Source organism: Tepidimonas taiwanensis (assembly GCF_020162115.1).
Taxonomy (GTDB): Bacteria; Pseudomonadota; Gammaproteobacteria; order Burkholderiales; family Burkholderiaceae_C; genus Tepidimonas; species Tepidimonas taiwanensis.
Map to the genome: position 1 here is coordinate 1,617,504 of NZ_CP083911.1, position 16,050 is coordinate 1,633,553.

Annotated in this window: 15 protein-coding genes; 3 read left to right on the top strand and 12 right to left on the bottom strand. The window is 70.8% G+C overall.

Translation table 11 applies throughout. The features are described 5' to 3' along the window. The first annotated feature begins 209 nt into the window (after nucleotides 1-209). Both miaB and LCC91_RS07490 read left to right on the top strand, forming a co-directional pair. Nucleotides 210-1,556, top strand: a complete 1,347-nt coding sequence (miaB, locus tag LCC91_RS07485; protein WP_143897438.1) for a tRNA (N6-isopentenyl adenosine(37)-C2)-methylthiotransferase MiaB — start codon at nucleotides 210-212, stop codon at nucleotides 1,554-1,556. 16 nt (nucleotides 1,557-1,572) lie between these two features. Further along, nucleotides 1,573-2,367, top strand: a complete 795-nt coding sequence (locus tag LCC91_RS07490) for an exodeoxyribonuclease III (protein WP_043700616.1) — start codon at nucleotides 1,573-1,575, stop codon at nucleotides 2,365-2,367. A 100-nt stretch (nucleotides 2,368-2,467) separates the two neighbouring features. On the opposite strand, the gene ntrC is transcribed toward LCC91_RS07490, so the two are convergent. The 7 genes from ntrC to LCC91_RS07525 all read right to left on the bottom strand — a co-directional run bounded on the left by ntrC (nucleotide 2,468) and on the right by LCC91_RS07525 (nucleotide 10,196). Beyond that, entirely contained in the window at nucleotides 2,468-4,087 is a 1,620-nt protein-coding gene (gene ntrC / locus LCC91_RS07495) for a nitrogen regulation protein NR(I) (RefSeq protein WP_043700617.1), read from the bottom strand. Between the two features lie 43 nt (nucleotides 4,088-4,130). Then, nucleotides 4,131-5,228, bottom strand: a complete 1,098-nt coding sequence (glnL, locus tag LCC91_RS07500; protein WP_052231535.1) for a nitrogen regulation protein NR(II) — start codon at nucleotides 5,226-5,228, stop codon at nucleotides 4,131-4,133. A 7-nt stretch (nucleotides 5,229-5,235) separates the two neighbouring features. After that, on the bottom strand, nucleotides 5,236-5,787 hold the full coding sequence (locus LCC91_RS07505; RefSeq protein WP_052231536.1) for a hypothetical protein: 552 nt from the start codon (nucleotides 5,785-5,787) through the stop codon (nucleotides 5,236-5,238). 140 nt (nucleotides 5,788-5,927) lie between these two features. Continuing rightward, nucleotides 5,928-7,343, bottom strand: a complete 1,416-nt coding sequence (gene glnA, locus LCC91_RS07510; RefSeq protein WP_043700619.1) for a type I glutamate--ammonia ligase — start codon at nucleotides 7,341-7,343, stop codon at nucleotides 5,928-5,930. 101 nt (nucleotides 7,344-7,444) lie between these two features. Further along, nucleotides 7,445-8,326, bottom strand: a complete 882-nt coding sequence (locus tag LCC91_RS07515) for a competence/damage-inducible protein A (protein ID WP_052231537.1) — start codon at nucleotides 8,324-8,326, stop codon at nucleotides 7,445-7,447. Beyond that, nucleotides 8,323-9,252: an EI24 domain-containing protein gene (locus LCC91_RS07520; protein WP_082007555.1), complete on the bottom strand. Its 930-nt coding sequence runs from the start codon at nucleotides 9,250-9,252 to the stop codon at nucleotides 8,323-8,325. The genes LCC91_RS07515 and LCC91_RS07520 overlap by 4 nt, the downstream gene beginning before the upstream one ends. 173 nt (nucleotides 9,253-9,425) lie before the next feature. Next, complete coding sequence (locus LCC91_RS07525; protein ID WP_043700620.1) at nucleotides 9,426-10,196, bottom strand: 16S rRNA pseudouridine(516) synthase; 771 nt, start codon at nucleotides 10,194-10,196, stop codon at nucleotides 9,426-9,428. Between the two features lie 75 nt (nucleotides 10,197-10,271). On the opposite strand from LCC91_RS07525, the gene LCC91_RS07530 reads away from it, so the two are divergent. Next, the gene (locus LCC91_RS07530; protein ID WP_043700621.1) at nucleotides 10,272-10,874 is read left to right on the top strand and encodes a DUF2062 domain-containing protein; all 603 of its coding nucleotides are present in this window, start codon (nucleotides 10,272-10,274) and stop codon (nucleotides 10,872-10,874) included. A gap of 16 nt (nucleotides 10,875-10,890) precedes the next feature. Here LCC91_RS07530 and LCC91_RS07535 read toward each other — a convergent pair whose 3' ends face one another. From LCC91_RS07535 to LCC91_RS07555, 5 genes are all read right to left on the bottom strand, one after another. Next, nucleotides 10,891-12,165: a heme biosynthesis HemY N-terminal domain-containing protein gene (locus LCC91_RS07535; RefSeq protein WP_043700622.1), complete on the bottom strand. Its 1,275-nt coding sequence runs from the start codon at nucleotides 12,163-12,165 to the stop codon at nucleotides 10,891-10,893. Between the two features lie 63 nt (nucleotides 12,166-12,228). Next, entirely contained in the window at nucleotides 12,229-13,356 is a 1,128-nt protein-coding gene (locus LCC91_RS07540) for a uroporphyrinogen-III C-methyltransferase (RefSeq protein WP_043700623.1), read from the bottom strand. Next, complete coding sequence (locus LCC91_RS07545) at nucleotides 13,353-14,135, bottom strand: uroporphyrinogen-III synthase (RefSeq protein WP_043700624.1); 783 nt, start codon at nucleotides 14,133-14,135, stop codon at nucleotides 13,353-13,355. Before LCC91_RS07545 ends, LCC91_RS07540 begins: the two co-directional genes overlap by 4 nt. 3 nt (nucleotides 14,136-14,138) lie before the next feature. Beyond that, nucleotides 14,139-15,155, bottom strand: a complete 1,017-nt coding sequence (hemC, locus tag LCC91_RS07550) for a hydroxymethylbilane synthase (RefSeq protein ID WP_052231540.1) — start codon at nucleotides 15,153-15,155, stop codon at nucleotides 14,139-14,141. 9 nt (nucleotides 15,156-15,164) lie between these two features. Beyond that, nucleotides 15,165-15,980: a LytR/AlgR family response regulator transcription factor gene (locus LCC91_RS07555; protein ID WP_043700625.1), complete on the bottom strand. Its 816-nt coding sequence runs from the start codon at nucleotides 15,978-15,980 to the stop codon at nucleotides 15,165-15,167. Nucleotides 15,981-16,050: the final 70 nt, after the last annotated feature.

The following is a 16,050-nucleotide window of genomic DNA, read 5'->3' on the forward strand; positions in this document are numbered from 1 at the left end:
AGCCGGTGCGGCGCTGCCACGGGGGGTCCACTCCCGGCACTTTCCCGACACCGCCGTCACGGCAGACGCTTTCCTCACCCGATACGATGGCCTACAGAACACGGTGCGGGCACCAACCGGCATGAGGGGTATCGGCGTTGGCATAAGCGCCCTACAATGGCAGGCTTTCCGCAGCCTCTGGATCTACACCACGAACCGCTGTTGCCGCCATGAGCAAAAAAGTCTACATCCGCACCTTCGGCTGCCAGATGAACGAGTACGACTCGGCCAAGATGGCCGACGTCCTCGCCGCCGCCGAGGGGTACGAACCCACCGACGACCCCGAGCAGGCCGACCTGATCCTCTTCAACACCTGCTCCGTGCGCGAGAAGGCGCAGGAAAAGGTCTTCTCCGACCTCGGTCGCGTCAAGCACCTGAAGAAAAAAGGCGTGCTCATCGGCGTGGGCGGCTGCGTCGCGAGCCAGGAAGGCGAGGAAATCATCCAGCGCGCGCCGTACGTGGACGTGGTGTTCGGCCCGCAGACGCTGCACCGCCTGCCGGAACTGCTGCGCCAGCGTCAGCAACAGGCGCGGCCGCAGGTGGACATCAGCTTCCCCGAAATCGAAAAATTCGACCACCTGCCGCCCGCGCGGGTGGAGGGGGCCTCGGCCTTCGTGAGCATCATGGAAGGCTGCAGCAAGTACTGCAGCTACTGCGTCGTGCCCTACACCCGCGGCGAGGAGGTCTCGCGCCCGCTGGAGGACGTGCTGGTGGAAGTGGCGGGCCTGGCCGAGCAGGGCGTCAAGGAAGTGACGCTGCTGGGCCAGAACGTCAACGCCTGGCGTGGCGGTGACGGTGAGGACTTCGCCCTGCTGCTGGAGTGCGTGGCGGACATCCCCGGCATCGAGCGCATCCGCTACACCACCAGCCACCCCAACGAGTTCACCCCGCGCCTCATCGAGGCCTACGGCCGCATCCCCAAGCTCGTCAGCCACCTGCACCTGCCCGTGCAGCACGGCAGCGACCGCATCCTGATGGCGATGAAGCGCGGCTACACCGCGATGGAGTACAAGAGCACCATCCGGCGGCTGCGCGCGGTGCGGCCGGACATCAGCCTCTCGAGCGACTTCATCGTCGGCTTCCCCGGCGAGACGGAGGAGGACTTTGCCAAACTGATGAAGCTGGTGGAGGACGTCGGCTTCGACGCGAGCTTCAGCTTCATCTTCAGCCCCCGCCCCGGCACGCCGGCGGCCAACCTGCCGGACGACACCCCGCACGAGGTCAAACTGCGCCGCCTGCAGACGCTGCAAAAGGCGCTGGAGGCGAACGTCGCGCGCATCAGCGCCAGCCGCGTCGGCACCGTGCAGCGCATCCTGGTCGAAGGCCCCTCGAAGAAGAACCCACAGGAGCTGATGGGCCGCACCGAGTGCAACCGCATCGTCAACTTCGACGGCGGTCCCCACGGCCAGCGCCTCATCGGCCAGATGATCGACGTGCGCATCACCCAAGCGCTGCCGCACTCGTTGCGGGGAGAGGTTATGGTCGCCGATACGGTGCACCCCGCGGCGTCGAGCTGATCGCAAGGATGAGCCGATGCGGCTGGCCACCTGGAACGTCAACTCCCTCGCCGTCCGTCTGCCGCACGTCATCGACTGGCTGACGACGGCGGCGCCGGACGTGGTGGCGCTGCAAGAGCTTAAGCTCACCGATGACAAGTTCCCCGCGGACGCACTGGCGCAGGCTGGCTACGCGGCGGCGTGGTTCGGCCAAAAGACCTACAACGGCGTGGCGCTGCTGGTGCGCTCGCCCGCAACGCTGACCGAGGTGCAACGCAACATCCCGGGCTTTGCGGACGAGCAGGCACGCGTGATCGCGGCGACCGTGCAGCCGGCGTCGGGCGCGGCGCCGCTGCGGGTGGTGGGGGCGTATTTCCCGAACGGGCAGGCGCCGGGGACGGACAAGTTTGCCTACAAGATGCGCTGGCTCGACGCGTTGCGTGACTGGATCGCGCAGGAGCTCACGCGCCACCCGCGGCTCGTGCTGATGGGTGACTTCAACATCACGGTGGACGACGAGGACGTGTGGGACCCCGAGGGGCTGCGCGAGACCATCCACTGCACCACCGAGGAACGCGCCAAGCTGGCGGCGCTGCGCGCGCTGGGCCTGCACGATGCGTTTCGCCTGTTTCCCCAGCCGCCCAAGAGCTATTCGTGGTGGGACTACCGCCAGCTCGCGTTCCAGAAAAACCGTGGGCTGCGCATCGACCACATCTGGATCAGCGATGCGCTGAAAGACTTGGCACGGGCCTGCACGATCGAGCGTTCGCTGCGCAAGCGGCCTCAGCCCAGCGACCATGCGCCGGTGCTGCTCACCCTCGCCGACGCCTGAAATAGCTAACAGCGCAGCGTTGCGGGCGCGGCCACGTTGGGGTGCACAGGTGCAACCAATGATCCCACCCCGTTCATTTCCCTGATGCGCGCAACGGTCCTCACTCCATGCCGAGCTCCTGCATCTTGCGCGTGATGGTGTTGCGCCCGATCCCCAAGCGCTGCGCGGCCTCGATACGGCGACCACGGGTCGTTTGCAATGCCGCCTGTATCAAACGCGCCTCGACCCGACGTACGAGGGTATCCCAGACATCGGGGCACCCTTCGGCCAGCAATGCGGTGGCTTCAGCCATCAGGCCGGCCTCCCAATCGGCACCCACTGGGGCCGAGGCCCCACTCGCCCTTCTGTGAAAGGTCGGCACCGCAGCGGCCTGCGGCGTGGTGGGAACGCCGCCACCCTCGGTGGTGCCGTGGGGGGTGGTGGGTAAGTCCGCCGTCTCGGCCGGTAACGGCACGCTCCACGCCGCGGCCGAAACCGCCGGCTCCGAGGGCATCGCCGCCACGGGTACACCAGCCGTCAGCGACGCACCCGCCCCCTCACGCCCCGGCGTCGCTCGCGAGGCGGCGCGCACCTCCGGCGGCAGGTCCTTGACCTCGACCACCTGCGCCGGCGCCATCACGGTCAGCCAGTGGCAGAGGTTCTCCAGCTGGCGCACGTTGCCGGGGAAGTCGAACGCCTGCAGCACGCGCAACGCCGCATCCGACAGGCGCTTCGGTTCGACTTCCAGCTGGCGGGCGCTTTGTTGCAGGAAGAAGCGCGCCAGTAGCGGGATGTCCTCGCGCCGCTCGCGCAGCGGCGGCAGGCGCAGCCGGATGACGTTGAGGCGGTGGTACAGGTCCTCGCGGAAGGCACCTTCCTTGACCCGCTGCTCGAGGTTCTGGTGTGTGGCGGCGATCACGCGCACGTTGGCCTTGAGCGCGCTGTGCCCGCCGACGCGGTAGTAGTGGCCGTCCGACAGCACGCGCAGCAGGCGCGTCTGCAGCTCGAACGGCATGTCGCCGATCTCGTCGAGGAACAGCGTGCCGCCCTCCGCCTGCTCGAAGCGGCCGCGGCGCAGCGTCTGCGCACCGGTGAACGCCCCGCGCTCGTGGCCGAACAGCTCGGACTCGAGCAGGTCTTTCGGGATCGCCGCGGTGTTGATGGCGACGAACGGCCCCTTGGCGCGCGGCGAATGCTTGTGCAACGCGCGCGCGACCAGTTCCTTGCCGGTGCCGGACTCGCCGGTGATGAGCACGGTGACGTGGCTTTGGCTAAGCCGCCCGATCGCGCGGAACACGTCCTGCATCGCCGGTGCCTGGCCCAGAATCTCGGGCGTGGCCGCCAGCGCCTCCTGCGCCACCTCGTCGCGCTGGCTTTCCTCGACCGCGCGGCGGATCAGCTCGACCGCCTTGGGCAGGTCGAACGGCTTGGGCAGGTACTCGAACGCCCCGCCCTGGAACGCCGCGACGGCGCTGTCCAGATCCGAGTACGCGGTCATGATGATGACCGGCAGGTTCGGGTAGCGGCGCTTGACCTTTTCCAGCAGATCAAGGCCCGATCCCCCCGGCATGCGAATGTCGCTGACCAGCACCTGCGGCCCCTCGTCCGCCCCGTCGGCGAGCGCGTCGAGCACCGCTTTGGGGCTGTCGAAGCTGCGTGTGGGCAGGTCCTCGCGCGCCAGCGCCTTCTCCAGCACGAAGCGGATGGAGGGGTCGTCGTCGGCGATCCAGATCGGTTTCATGCGCGGCTCGTTTCCTGGTCACGTGTTCCGACCCCGCCCGCGCTCACGGCAACGGAATCAGGATCTTGAAGTCCGTGTGCCCGGGACGGCTGTCGCACTCGATCAGCCCCTGGTGCTGCTGCACGAAGGTCTGCGCCAGCGTCAGCCCCAACCCGGAGCCACCCTCCCGCCCCGACACCAAGGGGTAGAAGATGCGGTCCTTGATGTCCTCGGGCACACCGGGACCGTTGTCGATGACATGCAATTCCAGTGCCAGCCGGAAGCGTCGCTTGCCAAACGTCACCTGGCGCTGCACGCGCGTGCGCAGCGTGATGCACGCATCCCCGGCGGCGATGCGATCTTTGAGCGCGTGGGCGGCATTGTGCGCGAGGTTGAGCACCGCCTGGATCAGCAGCTCGCGGTCGCCTCGGAATTCGGGGATCGACGTGTCGTAGTCGCGCACCACCCGCAACCCCCGGGGAAATTCCGCGAGGATGATGGTGCGCACGCGCTCGCACACCTCGTGGATGTTGACATCGCCCATCACCGGTGCGCGCCGGTGCGGTGCCAACAGCCGGTCCACCAGCGACTGCAGCCGGTCGGCCTCGTGCACGATGACCGCGGTGTATTCAGTCAGGTCCTCGCGGTCGGCCAGCTCCATCTGCAGCAGCTGCGCCGCCCCGCGGATGCCGCCGAGTGGGTTTTTGATCTCGTGCGCAAGGTTGCGGATCAGCTCTTTGTTGGCCTGCGCCTGCTCGAGCAGCCGCTCTTCGCGCTCCAGCCGCGCCTGCTGCTCCAGCGGCAGCATCTCGACGATGCGGCGGTCCGCCGCCTCGGTGCTCGCCAGCACCAGGTGCACCGGTAGCGGAGCGCGCATCAGGCGCTTGAGGTGCGTGTCGTAGCGGATCACCGCGTACTCGTGACCGCGCGCGCCCGCGAGCGCGTTGTGCAGCAGCTCCGGCTGCGTGATCCATTCCGCCAGCGGCACCCCGGCCAGCGTGCGGCGCGACAGGCCGATCGCATCCTCCAGCGCGTGGTTGGCATACTGGATGCGGCCGTCGTCGTCGATGACGGCCACGAGGGTGGCGAGCAGGTCCAGTGCGGCGTAGGCCGACCCCGCCGCCCCCACCTCCCCACCGCGTCTTGCGCGTGTGGTCGGCATCGGGGCGTCAGCGCGAGCCGTCGAGCCGCGCCATTTCGCGGCGGATCGCGGCGACGTCCGCCTCGGCACGCTCGACACGGGTGCGCAGCTCCTCCACGCGCGCCTGGTAGCGCGGAGAGTCGGTGCGCTCGTTGGCCAGGCGCGGCGGCTTGCCATCGGCGTAATCGGCGCGCGCCTGTTCGAGCCGCTCCTGCGCGCGGCGCAGCTCCTGCTCCAGGATGCGGCGCGCCTCGGCGTCGCGCTGGCGCTGCTGGTCCGGATCCACACGCTCGCTCGCACTGCGCGCGCCGCCGGCGGAGCCACCGCCCGCCTCGCCCGCACCGTTGCGCGCCCCGCCGTCCTTGGCGCCGGCCGTCGCCGCGGGGCGCGTCCCCTCCACCACCGTCAGGTTGCCGCCCTGCACCTCGCGGCAGCCGCGCGCGGCCGGATTGGGGCCAGGGCTGTTGGTGTATTCGTTGCCGCAGCGCCAAATGGTGCTGCCTTGCGCAACCGCAACCCCGACAACGTCGCTTGCAAGCCACATCGCGACTGCCATCGCACCGATGGCCGCTTTGGTCATCCCTGATAGATTGTCTGAACCCGTCATTTTCATGCACCGTTAGGACACACGACGCCACAGTATCGTTCAAAACGCAAGGGGCGGCACGTGGCCGCCCCCGGGGTGACAGAAAGCCGCCCCCATCGGGGCGGCCATCCCCATCACAAACTGAAGTACATGTCGTACTCGGTCGGGGTGACCTCGACGCGCGCACGCGTGACTTCCTGCATCTTGAGTTCGATGTAGGCGTCGAGCATGGAGTCGGTGAAGACGCCGCCCTTGGTCAGGAACGCGCGGTCCTTGTCCAGGTACTCCAGCGCCTGGTCGAGGCTGTGGCACACGGTGGGCACCAGCTTGTCCTCTTCCGGCGGCAGGTGGTACAGGTCCTTGGTCGCCGCCTCGCCCGGGTGGATTTTGTTCTCGACGCCGTCCAGCCCCGCCATCAGGAGCGCGGCAAAGCACAGGTACGGGTTGGCCATCGGGTCCGGGAAGCGCGCCTCGACGCGGCGGGCCTTCGGGTTCGCGACGTACGGAATGCGGATCGACGCCGAGCGGTTCTTGGCCGAGTACGCCAGCTTGACCGGGGCCTCGAAGTGCGGCACCAGGCGCTTGTAGCTGTTGGTCGTCGGGTTGGTGATGGCGTTGAGCGCGCGGGCGTGCTTGATGATGCCGCCGATGTAGTACAGCGCGAAATCGCTCAGCCCCGCATAGCCGTCACCGGCGAACAGGTTCTTGCCGTCCTTCCAGACCGACTGGTGCACGTGCATGCCGCTGCCGTTGTCGCCGTGATAAGGCTTGGGCATGAAGGTCGCCGTCTTGCCGTAACTGTTGGCCACGTTCCAGATGACGTACTTGAGCGTTTGCGTCCAGTCCGCGCGCTCCACCAGCGTGCTGAACTTCGTGCCGATCTCGCACTGGCCTGCGCCCGCCACCTCGTGGTGGAACACTTCCACGGGAATGCCCAACGACTCGAGGATCAGCACCATCTCGGCGCGCATGTCGTGCGTGCTGTCCACCGGCGGGACGGGGAAGTAGCCGCCCTTGGTGCGCGGACGGTGGCCGCGGTTGCCATTCTCGAACTTGGTGCCGGTGTTCCAGGGGGCCTCGTACTCCTCGATCTCGTAGAAGCAGTTGCCCGGGTTGGTGCTCCAGCGCACACCGTCGAACAGGAAAAACTCGGGTTCCGGGCCGAAGTAGGCGGTGTCGCCCAGGCCCGAGGCCTTCAGATACGCCTCGGCACGCTTGGCGATCGAGCGCGGGTCGCGGTCGTAGGCCTTGCCGTCGCTCGGCTCGATCACGTCACACTGCAGGAACAGCGTGGTCTCTTCGAAGAACGGGTCGATGTTGGCGGTGTTGGGGTCCGGCATCAGCAGCATGTCGGAGGCTTCGATGCCCTTCCAGCCCGCGATCGACGAGCCGTCGAACGCGTGGCCCGACGTGAACTTGTCCTCGCTGAAGGCGGAGATCGGCACGGTCACGTGCTGCTCCTTGCCACGGGTGTCGGTGAAGCGGAAATCGACGAACTTGACGTCGTTTTCCTTGACCATGTTCATCACGTCGGCGACGGTCTTGGCCATCAGTGTGCTCCTGCAGAGATAACGGGGGACGAAAAAGGGTCAGCAAGTCCAAGCAGTTTTCGTGCCAACACCGGTCAGCACGACAACGTAACCGTCCACGATCACGATGAACCGTTTTGGTGCGTCATGCCCTGTTTTGATGCATCGCCGCTGCGCACCAATTCGGGGCCCAGCCGCACCGACATCGCCCGCAGGCCGGTCAGCAGCGCATCATACGCCGCGCCCACCGCGTCGGCGGCCCCTTTGACGCCGAGTTCGATGTGCCGGCCGTACTCGGGGTGGTCGACACTGGGCAGGCTGAACACCTTGACCCCCGGGTGCTCGGCCTCGATGCGCTCCATCAGCGGCGTCAGGGTCGCCTCGATGCCGCCGAAAACGATCACCGAACGCTCCTGCTGCGCGTCGGCGCCGAAACGGTCGCGGTAGTGGGTGTCGAGCACCCACTCGATCATCGGCCAGGCCATGACCGGAAACCCCGGCACGAAGTGCACCGTGCCGCCCCCAGGGCCGTCGCACGAAAAGCCCGGGATGCGGTTGTACGGGTTCGGGATGATGCGCGCCCCCCGCGGAAAGACCCCCATGTTGAGCCGGTGCACGTTGTCGGGACGGTCGGGTTCGAACGGCACGCCCTGCTCGGCCGCGACCTCGCGCATGCGCTGCTCGATCAGGGCCTTCGCCTCCGGGTGCAGCACAGCCTCCACACCCAAGGCCGCCGCCGCGGCCTGGCGCGTGTGGTCGTCCGGGGTCGCGCCGATACCGCCGGTGGCAAACACCACATCGGCGCTGGCGAACGCCTGCCGCAGCACGTCGGTGATGCCGTCGCGGTCGTCGCCGACGTAGCGCGCCCAGTGCAGGCGCAACCCGCGCGCCGCCAGCAGCTCGATGACTTTGGTCAGGTGCTTGTCCTGGCGCTTGCCGGAGAGGATCTCGTCGCCGATGACGATGAGGCCGAAGCGGGAAGGGCGCGTGTGTGGGGTGGTCATGATCCAGCGGGAGGCAACGGTCGGGCGTCGACGTCGATGACGGTGTCGGCAGCGGGCGCGGACGGCGCAGACGGTGCGGTGGCCGGGCCCGGCACCGGGGTGCCGCTCAGCGCGCTTGCGGGCGATACCGCGTCGGCCCGCCGTGCCTCGTCCAGCGCCTGCAGCAGGTAGTGCGCGTACCACAGCGACGCAAACGCAAAAATGAGCGCGTATACCCAGATCGCCAGCGGCACGAGCAGCGGCGCCAGGGCGATGAACATCGCGCCGGACGCCCACAGCACGCTGGGCGCGGCGCTCAGCAGCCCGATGAGCACGCCCATCGCCAGCAGCGGCCCTCGGTGGCGCGCGACGAGCGCGCGGCGCTCCTGCACCGTCGCGTGTTCGGCCAGCGCATCGTAGGTGTAGACGCGGTACGTGAGCCAGCCCCAGATCAGCGCCGGTAGCACCAGCACCAGCGGCGGGATCAGCCAGAACGGCAGCGACACCAGCAGCATCAGCAGCGCAAGCACGGTCGACCACAGCGACCACGCCACACCGCCCCAGAAACCGCCGCCGCGGCGGCGCTGGAGGTCCGGAAACCGGCGCGCTGCGACCAGATCGACCATCGCCGGCGTCATCAGCAGCGCCACGGCCAGCAGCGACAGCACGACGATGAGCGGTGTGACGAAGACGAGCACCAGCAACGGCGCCACGACCGCGCGCAACCCGCCCAGCCCGACGCTCTCCAGCCACCCGAGCACGAACTCGACCAGCGACCAGCTCTGCAGCCACGCGAGCACGGCGTCGACCGCCTGGTCCCAGAACAGGTAGCCGAGCGCGAACGCGCCCGCCACCAGCAGCACGAGCGGCAGCAGCGACAGCGCCATCACCCGCGGGTGCAGGCAATAGGCCACGGCGCGCCAGAACGATCCCAACAACAAACGCATGAGGCGTAAGCATAACCGCCCCCCTCGGGCGGCGCGCGCCACCTCGTGTTCCTCCACGAGGGGCCCGGGACGGTAGCGATGTGGTACCAACGCTTACGATCCCATCCCATACGTGCGCGAACACGAATACCCCAGCCCGCACCCCGACCAACCCGCGGCGCTGCTCGCCGCCGTCAGCGCGTTTCTGGTCGATCCGCTCTGACGCCCGCGGCGTGCAGCGCCGCGATCTCGTCGGGCGAGAGCCAGCGCCACGCGCCGGGCGGGAGGTCCGGCGGCAACTGCACGGGCCCGATTGCGCTGCGGTGCAGGGCCTCGACCCGGTTGCCCGCCGCCGCGACCATGCGCTTGACCTGGTGGTAACGCCCCTCGGTGAGCGTCAGGCGCAGCCGGCGCTCGCCGATCACCTCCAGCGCCGCAGGCCGCACGGGCCGCGGATCGTCGCGCAACACGACCCCCTCGCGCAGGCGCGCGAGCTGCGCCGCGTCCACGGGGTGGCGACACGTCACTTCGTACACCTTGGGCACGTGATGGCGCGGCGACGACAGGCGGTGTATGAACGCGCCGTCGTCCGACAGCAAGAGCAGCCCCGTCGTGTCCTGGTCGAGCCGCCCGATCGGCTGCACCCCCCGGGTCGCGAGCCCCGGGCGCCGGCGCAGCGGCGGGGGCAGCAGCGCGCGCACCGGCGGCCAGGCCCCGGGCCGCTGCGAACACTCGTAACCCGCGGGCTTGTGCAGCATCAGATACGCCCGCGGTTGGTAGCACCAGCGTTGCCCCTGCACCCAGAACACCATGCCCGGCGCCGGGCCGCCGCCAGCGAAGGGTTCGTCGGGGTCGGTCACGGGACGGCGGTCGCCCCCCACCTGCACCGCGCCCGCGGCGATCAGGAACCGACACTCGCGGCGCGTGCCAAAACCCTGTGTATACAGCACATCTTCCCAGCGCATGCCCGCAGCATAACGGCGCCCGCCACCGGGGTCGCGGCGAAATCGGGGACAATCAAAGAAATCGATCCAACACCGATGAAATCGAGCCTGCTTTCGCTCCTGCCCAGCCGGGAACGGCTGGCCACCAGCCGCTGGCTGCGCTGGCTGGGGCCGTATCTGCATCATCCGCGCCTGTGGCACCTGAACCGGCGCGGGCTCGCGCTCGGCCTGGCGTTGGGGGTGTTTTTCGGCTTCTTGATTCCGGTGGCCCAGATCCCGGCCTCGGCGACGCTCGCCGTGCTGCTGCGGGCGCACCTGCCGGCGGCGGTGGCCAGCACGCTGGTCACCAATCCCGTGACGTTCGGGCCGGTGTATTTCGGCGCCTACAAGCTCGGCGAATGGGTGCTGGACACCCCGCAGGACGCACGTGCCGCGGACGAGGCACAGGCGCTGGCCTACACACCCGCCGGCCGGGACGCCCCCGAAGGTGCCGGGCTGCGGGAGGAGCTCGCGTCGATGTGGGCGTGGGTGACGAGTGTGGGCAAGCCGCTGGTCGTCGGGCTGATGATCGTCGCAACGGTGGCCGCCGTCGTCACGTATGCCGCGGTGCATTTGCTGTGGATCGGTGCCGTGCGTTGGCGCCGTCGGCGGCGCATACGGCGGGTCGGGACCGCCTCGAACCAATCGCCTGTCGCGTAAGCCGCGGGGGGATGGCTCACCCCTGCGCGGCACGCTTCCACGCATCGCGGGCCGCCGCCTCGTCGCCGCGCCGCTCCGCCAACTCGGCGAGCGCGCACCAGCCGCGCCGGCGCAGTTCGCGGTCGTCCAGGGCACGCACGGCCTGCTGCAGCAGCGTCTGGGCCTTGCCCCACAGCCCCCGCGCCCGGTACGCCTGCGCCGCCAGGTACTGCAGCCCGGCGTCGTCGGGCTGGCGCTGCTGCGCCTCCTCCAGCCGCGGCAGCCACGCCGCATCCAGCCGCGCCAGCCACGGCTCCACCAGCGCCACCGCGCGCAGCCGCTCGGACGCGTCCAGCGTCGCGTAACCGGCCCAGGCGGTGCGAATCGCCTCGTCGACGACGTGTGGTACCGGCCCGTCGGAGGCAACGATGCCGGCATGCACCAGCGATTCGACGTGCGCGAGCAGCGCGACCGCGCGCGTCGGGTCGCGCCGCTCCTCGCCCTCGAGGCGGCGCCAAACCGCGGTCACGGCGTCGATGTCCCGCGCATCGCGCAGCGCTTCGAGCCAGATGCCGCGCACCACGGTGCGCAGTGCTTCCGCGGAAAACGCGCGGTGCTTGGCCAGCAGCCGCGCCAACTCCAGCGCCGAGCGGCTGTCGCGCCGCAGCTGCGCCAGCCGCAGGCGCAGCCGCACCGCCTGGATGCGCCGCGCGGCCCCCTGCGGCAACTGCGCCAGCCACTGCGCGGCGGCGTCGGCATCCCGCGCGTCGAGCGCCCACTCCGCCGCGCGCAGCAACGCCCCTTCGCGCGCCTGGGGCGCTTCGCGTCCGCGCACGGGGTCGATCGCCGCGGCGAGCCACGCGTCGCGCTGCTCGCGCTGCCCGAGCTGATGCGCACTCTCGGCCGCAACCAGGTGCGCCAGCACCCACAGCGCGTCGGCGTGCGGCAGCGTGTCGCGGTTCCCGGCGGCGAGGTGTTCGATGGCCTCGCGGGCGGCGCGCTGCGCGCGCACGAAACGCCCGCCCAGCCACTGCCCCCAGGCTTGCAGCAGCAGGCCGACGACCGCGCGCTCGTGCTGCAACGCGCGCCAGCGGCTCGCCCGGCGCGGCAACGCACGCAACAACGCCACCCCGCGCAGCGCAGCGTAGCCCACCACAAAGGCAAGCACCACCCCGACCAACACGAGGTTGAACGACACGTCGACCCGCCACGGCGGCCAAAACAGCGTCACTGTGGCCGGGTTGTCGCCCATGAACAGCGCCGCCGCCACGGCCAGCGCCGCGATGAAGAGGAACCCGAACACCCCCTTCATGGCCGACACCCGTCCCCATCGGCGCGGCCGCGCCCCGGGCCTCTCACTGCGACGATCCGCACGTCAGCGTCCCTCCGCCGCGGCGGCCAGCGCCGCGAGCGTGTCATCGGGCCGGGGCAGCGTCTCGTGCCGCAGGTCACGCTGCAGCTCGTCGAGCGTCTGTAACACCGGCCGCAGGCGCGGCGCCTCAATATCGAAGTAGCGCCGCAGATGCCGCTCCACCGCCCGCACATCGGCGCGCGCGCTGTCGAACTGGCGCGCCAGCACCGCCAGACGGGCGTTGAGCAGCGTCAGCCGCACGTTCTCGCGCAGGAAATACGCCTCCTCCGGTGCGAGCAACACCGCCTCGGGCACGTCGATGCGGCGGATGCGCACCAAATCCCCGAACGCGGCGCGCAGCCGGGCCCACGCGGTCTGACCCCACGCAATCGCCGTGGCCTGCACGCGCGCCCACCAGCTGACCGACGCGGCCTCGCCGCCGGCGGCGACCGCTGGAAGGGGGGCCACCTCGGATGCCTTCGGCGCGGCGCGGCGCGCCCCTTCGTCCCGCGCCACGGGCGGCTCGTCGCGCGGCGGGTCGGCGCGCAGGGGCCACTCGTCCACCGCGCGGGCGAGCTCGTCGAGCCGCATCACCAGGGCCGGCACGTCCACCAGCGCCGCCGAGCGAATGCGCCCGAGGTCGCGCGCAATGGCCCGCTGCACCGGGTTCAGGCGCGGCTGCGCCGCGCGCTCGATGCGCTGCTGCGCCACCTGCAGCGCGGTGACCACGGGCTGGATGCTGCCGGTAAGCTGGCTCTGCTGAACCGCAAGGCGCAGCGCGGCCTCCAGCTCCTGCACCAGCGCGTCGTCGCGCGAACGCGACACGGAGCGCATCAACTCCTCGAGCTGCGCGCGCTGCAGTGCGACTTCCGACAACTTGACCTCGGCAACGCCCAGGCGGGCCTGCAGTTCGTTGACCGTGGCCTGCGCTTGTTCGGCGAGGGCGCGCGTGGTCGCCTGTTCCGCCTGCCACTCGGCGCTGCGGCGGGCCAGCTCTTCCTGCGTACGCGCGAGCCGCTGCCACGTCCACAGCGACACCGCCCCCGCGAGCACCGCGAGCGCGAGGGCAGCGCCCGCCACCCACGCCCCCGCCCGCCGCGGCACGGGGCGCGGCTCGGCAGCGGGAACGTTGAGGGTCGGGGCGTCGCTCACGCCATCGATTCTAGGGCCTGTACGACCTCCGGTAGTGCCGGACGGCTCATCACGACCTGCCCCACACCGAGCGCGCGCGCCGCCGCGGCGATGCGGGGATGCGTGACGAGCGCCCGCGCCGCCGACCACGGCGCGCCGGGCATCAACGCCCGCAGGTATCCGATCGCCTCGCTGCTGCTGAACAGCCAGATCGCACCCGGCCCCACCAGCCGCTCAGCCGCCTGCCGCTGCGCGGCATCCCAGCGGGGCCCTTGGCGCCGGTAGGCGGTCACGGTCTCGACGGTGGCGCCGCGTTCAATGCAGCGCTGCAGCAGCGTGTCACGCCCTTCGTAGCCGTCGGCGGAGACCCCCCGCACCGCGCGCAAACGCCAGCCCGGCCGCACCTGCGGTGCCACGACCGGCCACAGCGCGTCCGTATCCATTTGGGCCGCGTCGGGCGGGGGCTGATCGATCGCCGCCGGGGCCACGCCCCAGGCCCGCAGGGCGTCCGCCGTGCCCGCACCGGGCGTCCAACAGCGCACCGGTGCCGCGGGCGGCGGCACCTGTGCCTGCCGCAACACCGCCACCGCCGCCGGGCTGACGACCAACACCGCGTCCACCCCGCGCCAGCCGTCGATCAACGTTCGCAGCGCGGCGGGCTCGACGGCGGGGGCGATCTCGATCAGCGGCAGCGCCACCACGGGCCAACCCGCCGCGCCAAGCGCCTCGACCCACGCGGCCGCCTGCTCGCGTGGGCGTGTCACGACGACCGTGGGCCGCGTGGCCGAGGTGGCACTCACGGCTCACCCCGCGGCGACGACGCGTGCCCCCTGGACGATCAACCGCTCGGCCACCGACCGGCCCGCGGCCTCGGCGGCGGCCAGATCGCCCACCGCGGCCTCGGCCTCGGCCCGCAACAGGGGCCCCGCGCCTTCCGGCTCCCCCCACGCGGCGGCGATGTGCAGTCGGCGCACGTCACCGGCGGCCGCCGGGGCCGCCTCCAGCCACGTCGCGTGCGCGGCCAGCGGTACCGAGCAACTGCCCCCCAGCGCGCGCGAGACGGCCCGCTCGGCCGTGACCGCGGCCCACGTCGCCCAATCCGCCAGTGGCGCGAGGGCTTCGGCGACGTCGGCGCGCTCGACGCGGATTTCGATGCCCAGCGCCCCCTGCCCCGCCGCCGGCAGCATCTCGTGCGGCGCGAACACGCGCCGGATGCGATCCTGCAGTCCCAGCCGGCGCAGACCAGCCGCCGCCAGCACGATCGCGTGGTACTGCCCCTCGTCGAGCTTGCGCAGCCGCGTGTCGAGGTTGCCGCGCAGCGGCTCGATGCGCACGTCGGCGCGCCCCAGCCGCTGGAAGGCCTCCCGCAGCAGGACGACGCGGCGCAGGCTCGACGTCCCGACGACCGCCCCCGCCGGCAGGTCCGCCAGGTCCGCCGCGTGCGGCGACACCCAGGCGTCACGCGGATCCTCCCGCGCCATCACGCAGGCGAGCCGGAACCCGTCCGGCAGCGCCATCGGCACGTCCTTGAGCGAGTGCACGGCCAGGTCGGCCCGCCCCTCCTCCAGCGCGACTTCGAGCTCCTTGACGAACAGCCCCTTGCCGCCCACCTTGGACAGCGCCCGGTCCAGAATCTGGTCCCCGCGCGTCGTCATCCCGAGTAGCCGCACGCGGTGGCCCAGACGCTGCAGGCGGTCGCGCACGTGCTCCGCCTGCCACAGAGCGAGGCGACTTTCGCGGGTGGCGATCGTCAAGTCGAGCGCGGCAGCGCGGGCGGTCGTAGCAGAAGACGCAACGATGGGAACGGCAGCATCGGACATCCTGGCATGCTAGCACGCCACCCGCTCGGCCAGCAGCGCCTCGCGTACCAGCGGCAACTGGCGACGCGACACCTGCAGCCGCTCCGGCACGCCGTCGAGCCGCACCACCCAGCCGTCGAAAACCTCCCCGTTCCCGTCACCGCCGCGCTCGTGCACGCGCTCCAGCGCGCGCACGCGGTCGCGCGCCACGAGCGCGTTGCGGTGGATGCGCAGCCAGCGCTGCGGTTGCGCACGCTCGAACTCGTGCAGCGACCCGTCGTAGATGTGGCTGCGCTCGCGCGTGCGCACCGTCAGGTATTTGAGCTCCGCCTTGAGGTAGATCACCTCGTCGATGGGCACCCGTTCGGTGCGGCCGCGGTCGTGGATCAGCAGGTAGGCCCCCACCCGGTCCGGCTCCGCCGGGGTTTCCGCCCGCGGCCCGGAGTGCCCTTCGAGCCCGGCACCCCGCGCGGCCGCGGCGGCGCGCCAGCGCAGTGCCTTCTCCAGCGCCTGCCGCAGGCGCTCCAGCCGCACCGGCTTGGTCAGGTAGTCCACCGCGTCGAGCTCGAACGCGCGCAGCGCGTGTTCCGCGTGGGCGGTGACGAAGACCACCGCCGGGGCGTCGGCGCGCCCGCGCAACAACGCCGCCAGCCCCAGCCCATCGAGCCCGGGCATCTGCACGTCCAGCAGCGCCACGTCCCACGGTTCACTCACCAGCCGCGCGTAGGCGCTGCGGGCGTCCGCCGCCTCGCCCACGTCGACCGGCTCGCCCAGCCGGCCAAGCAGGTCGCGCAGCCGCTCGCGCGCCAACGGCTCATCGTCCACCACCAATACCCGCGTGCCCATCGTGCGCCCTCCTGGGCCGGGTCGGCCCGGCGGACCGCCCCGGTAAAATCCATGCAACGCCACGTGCACT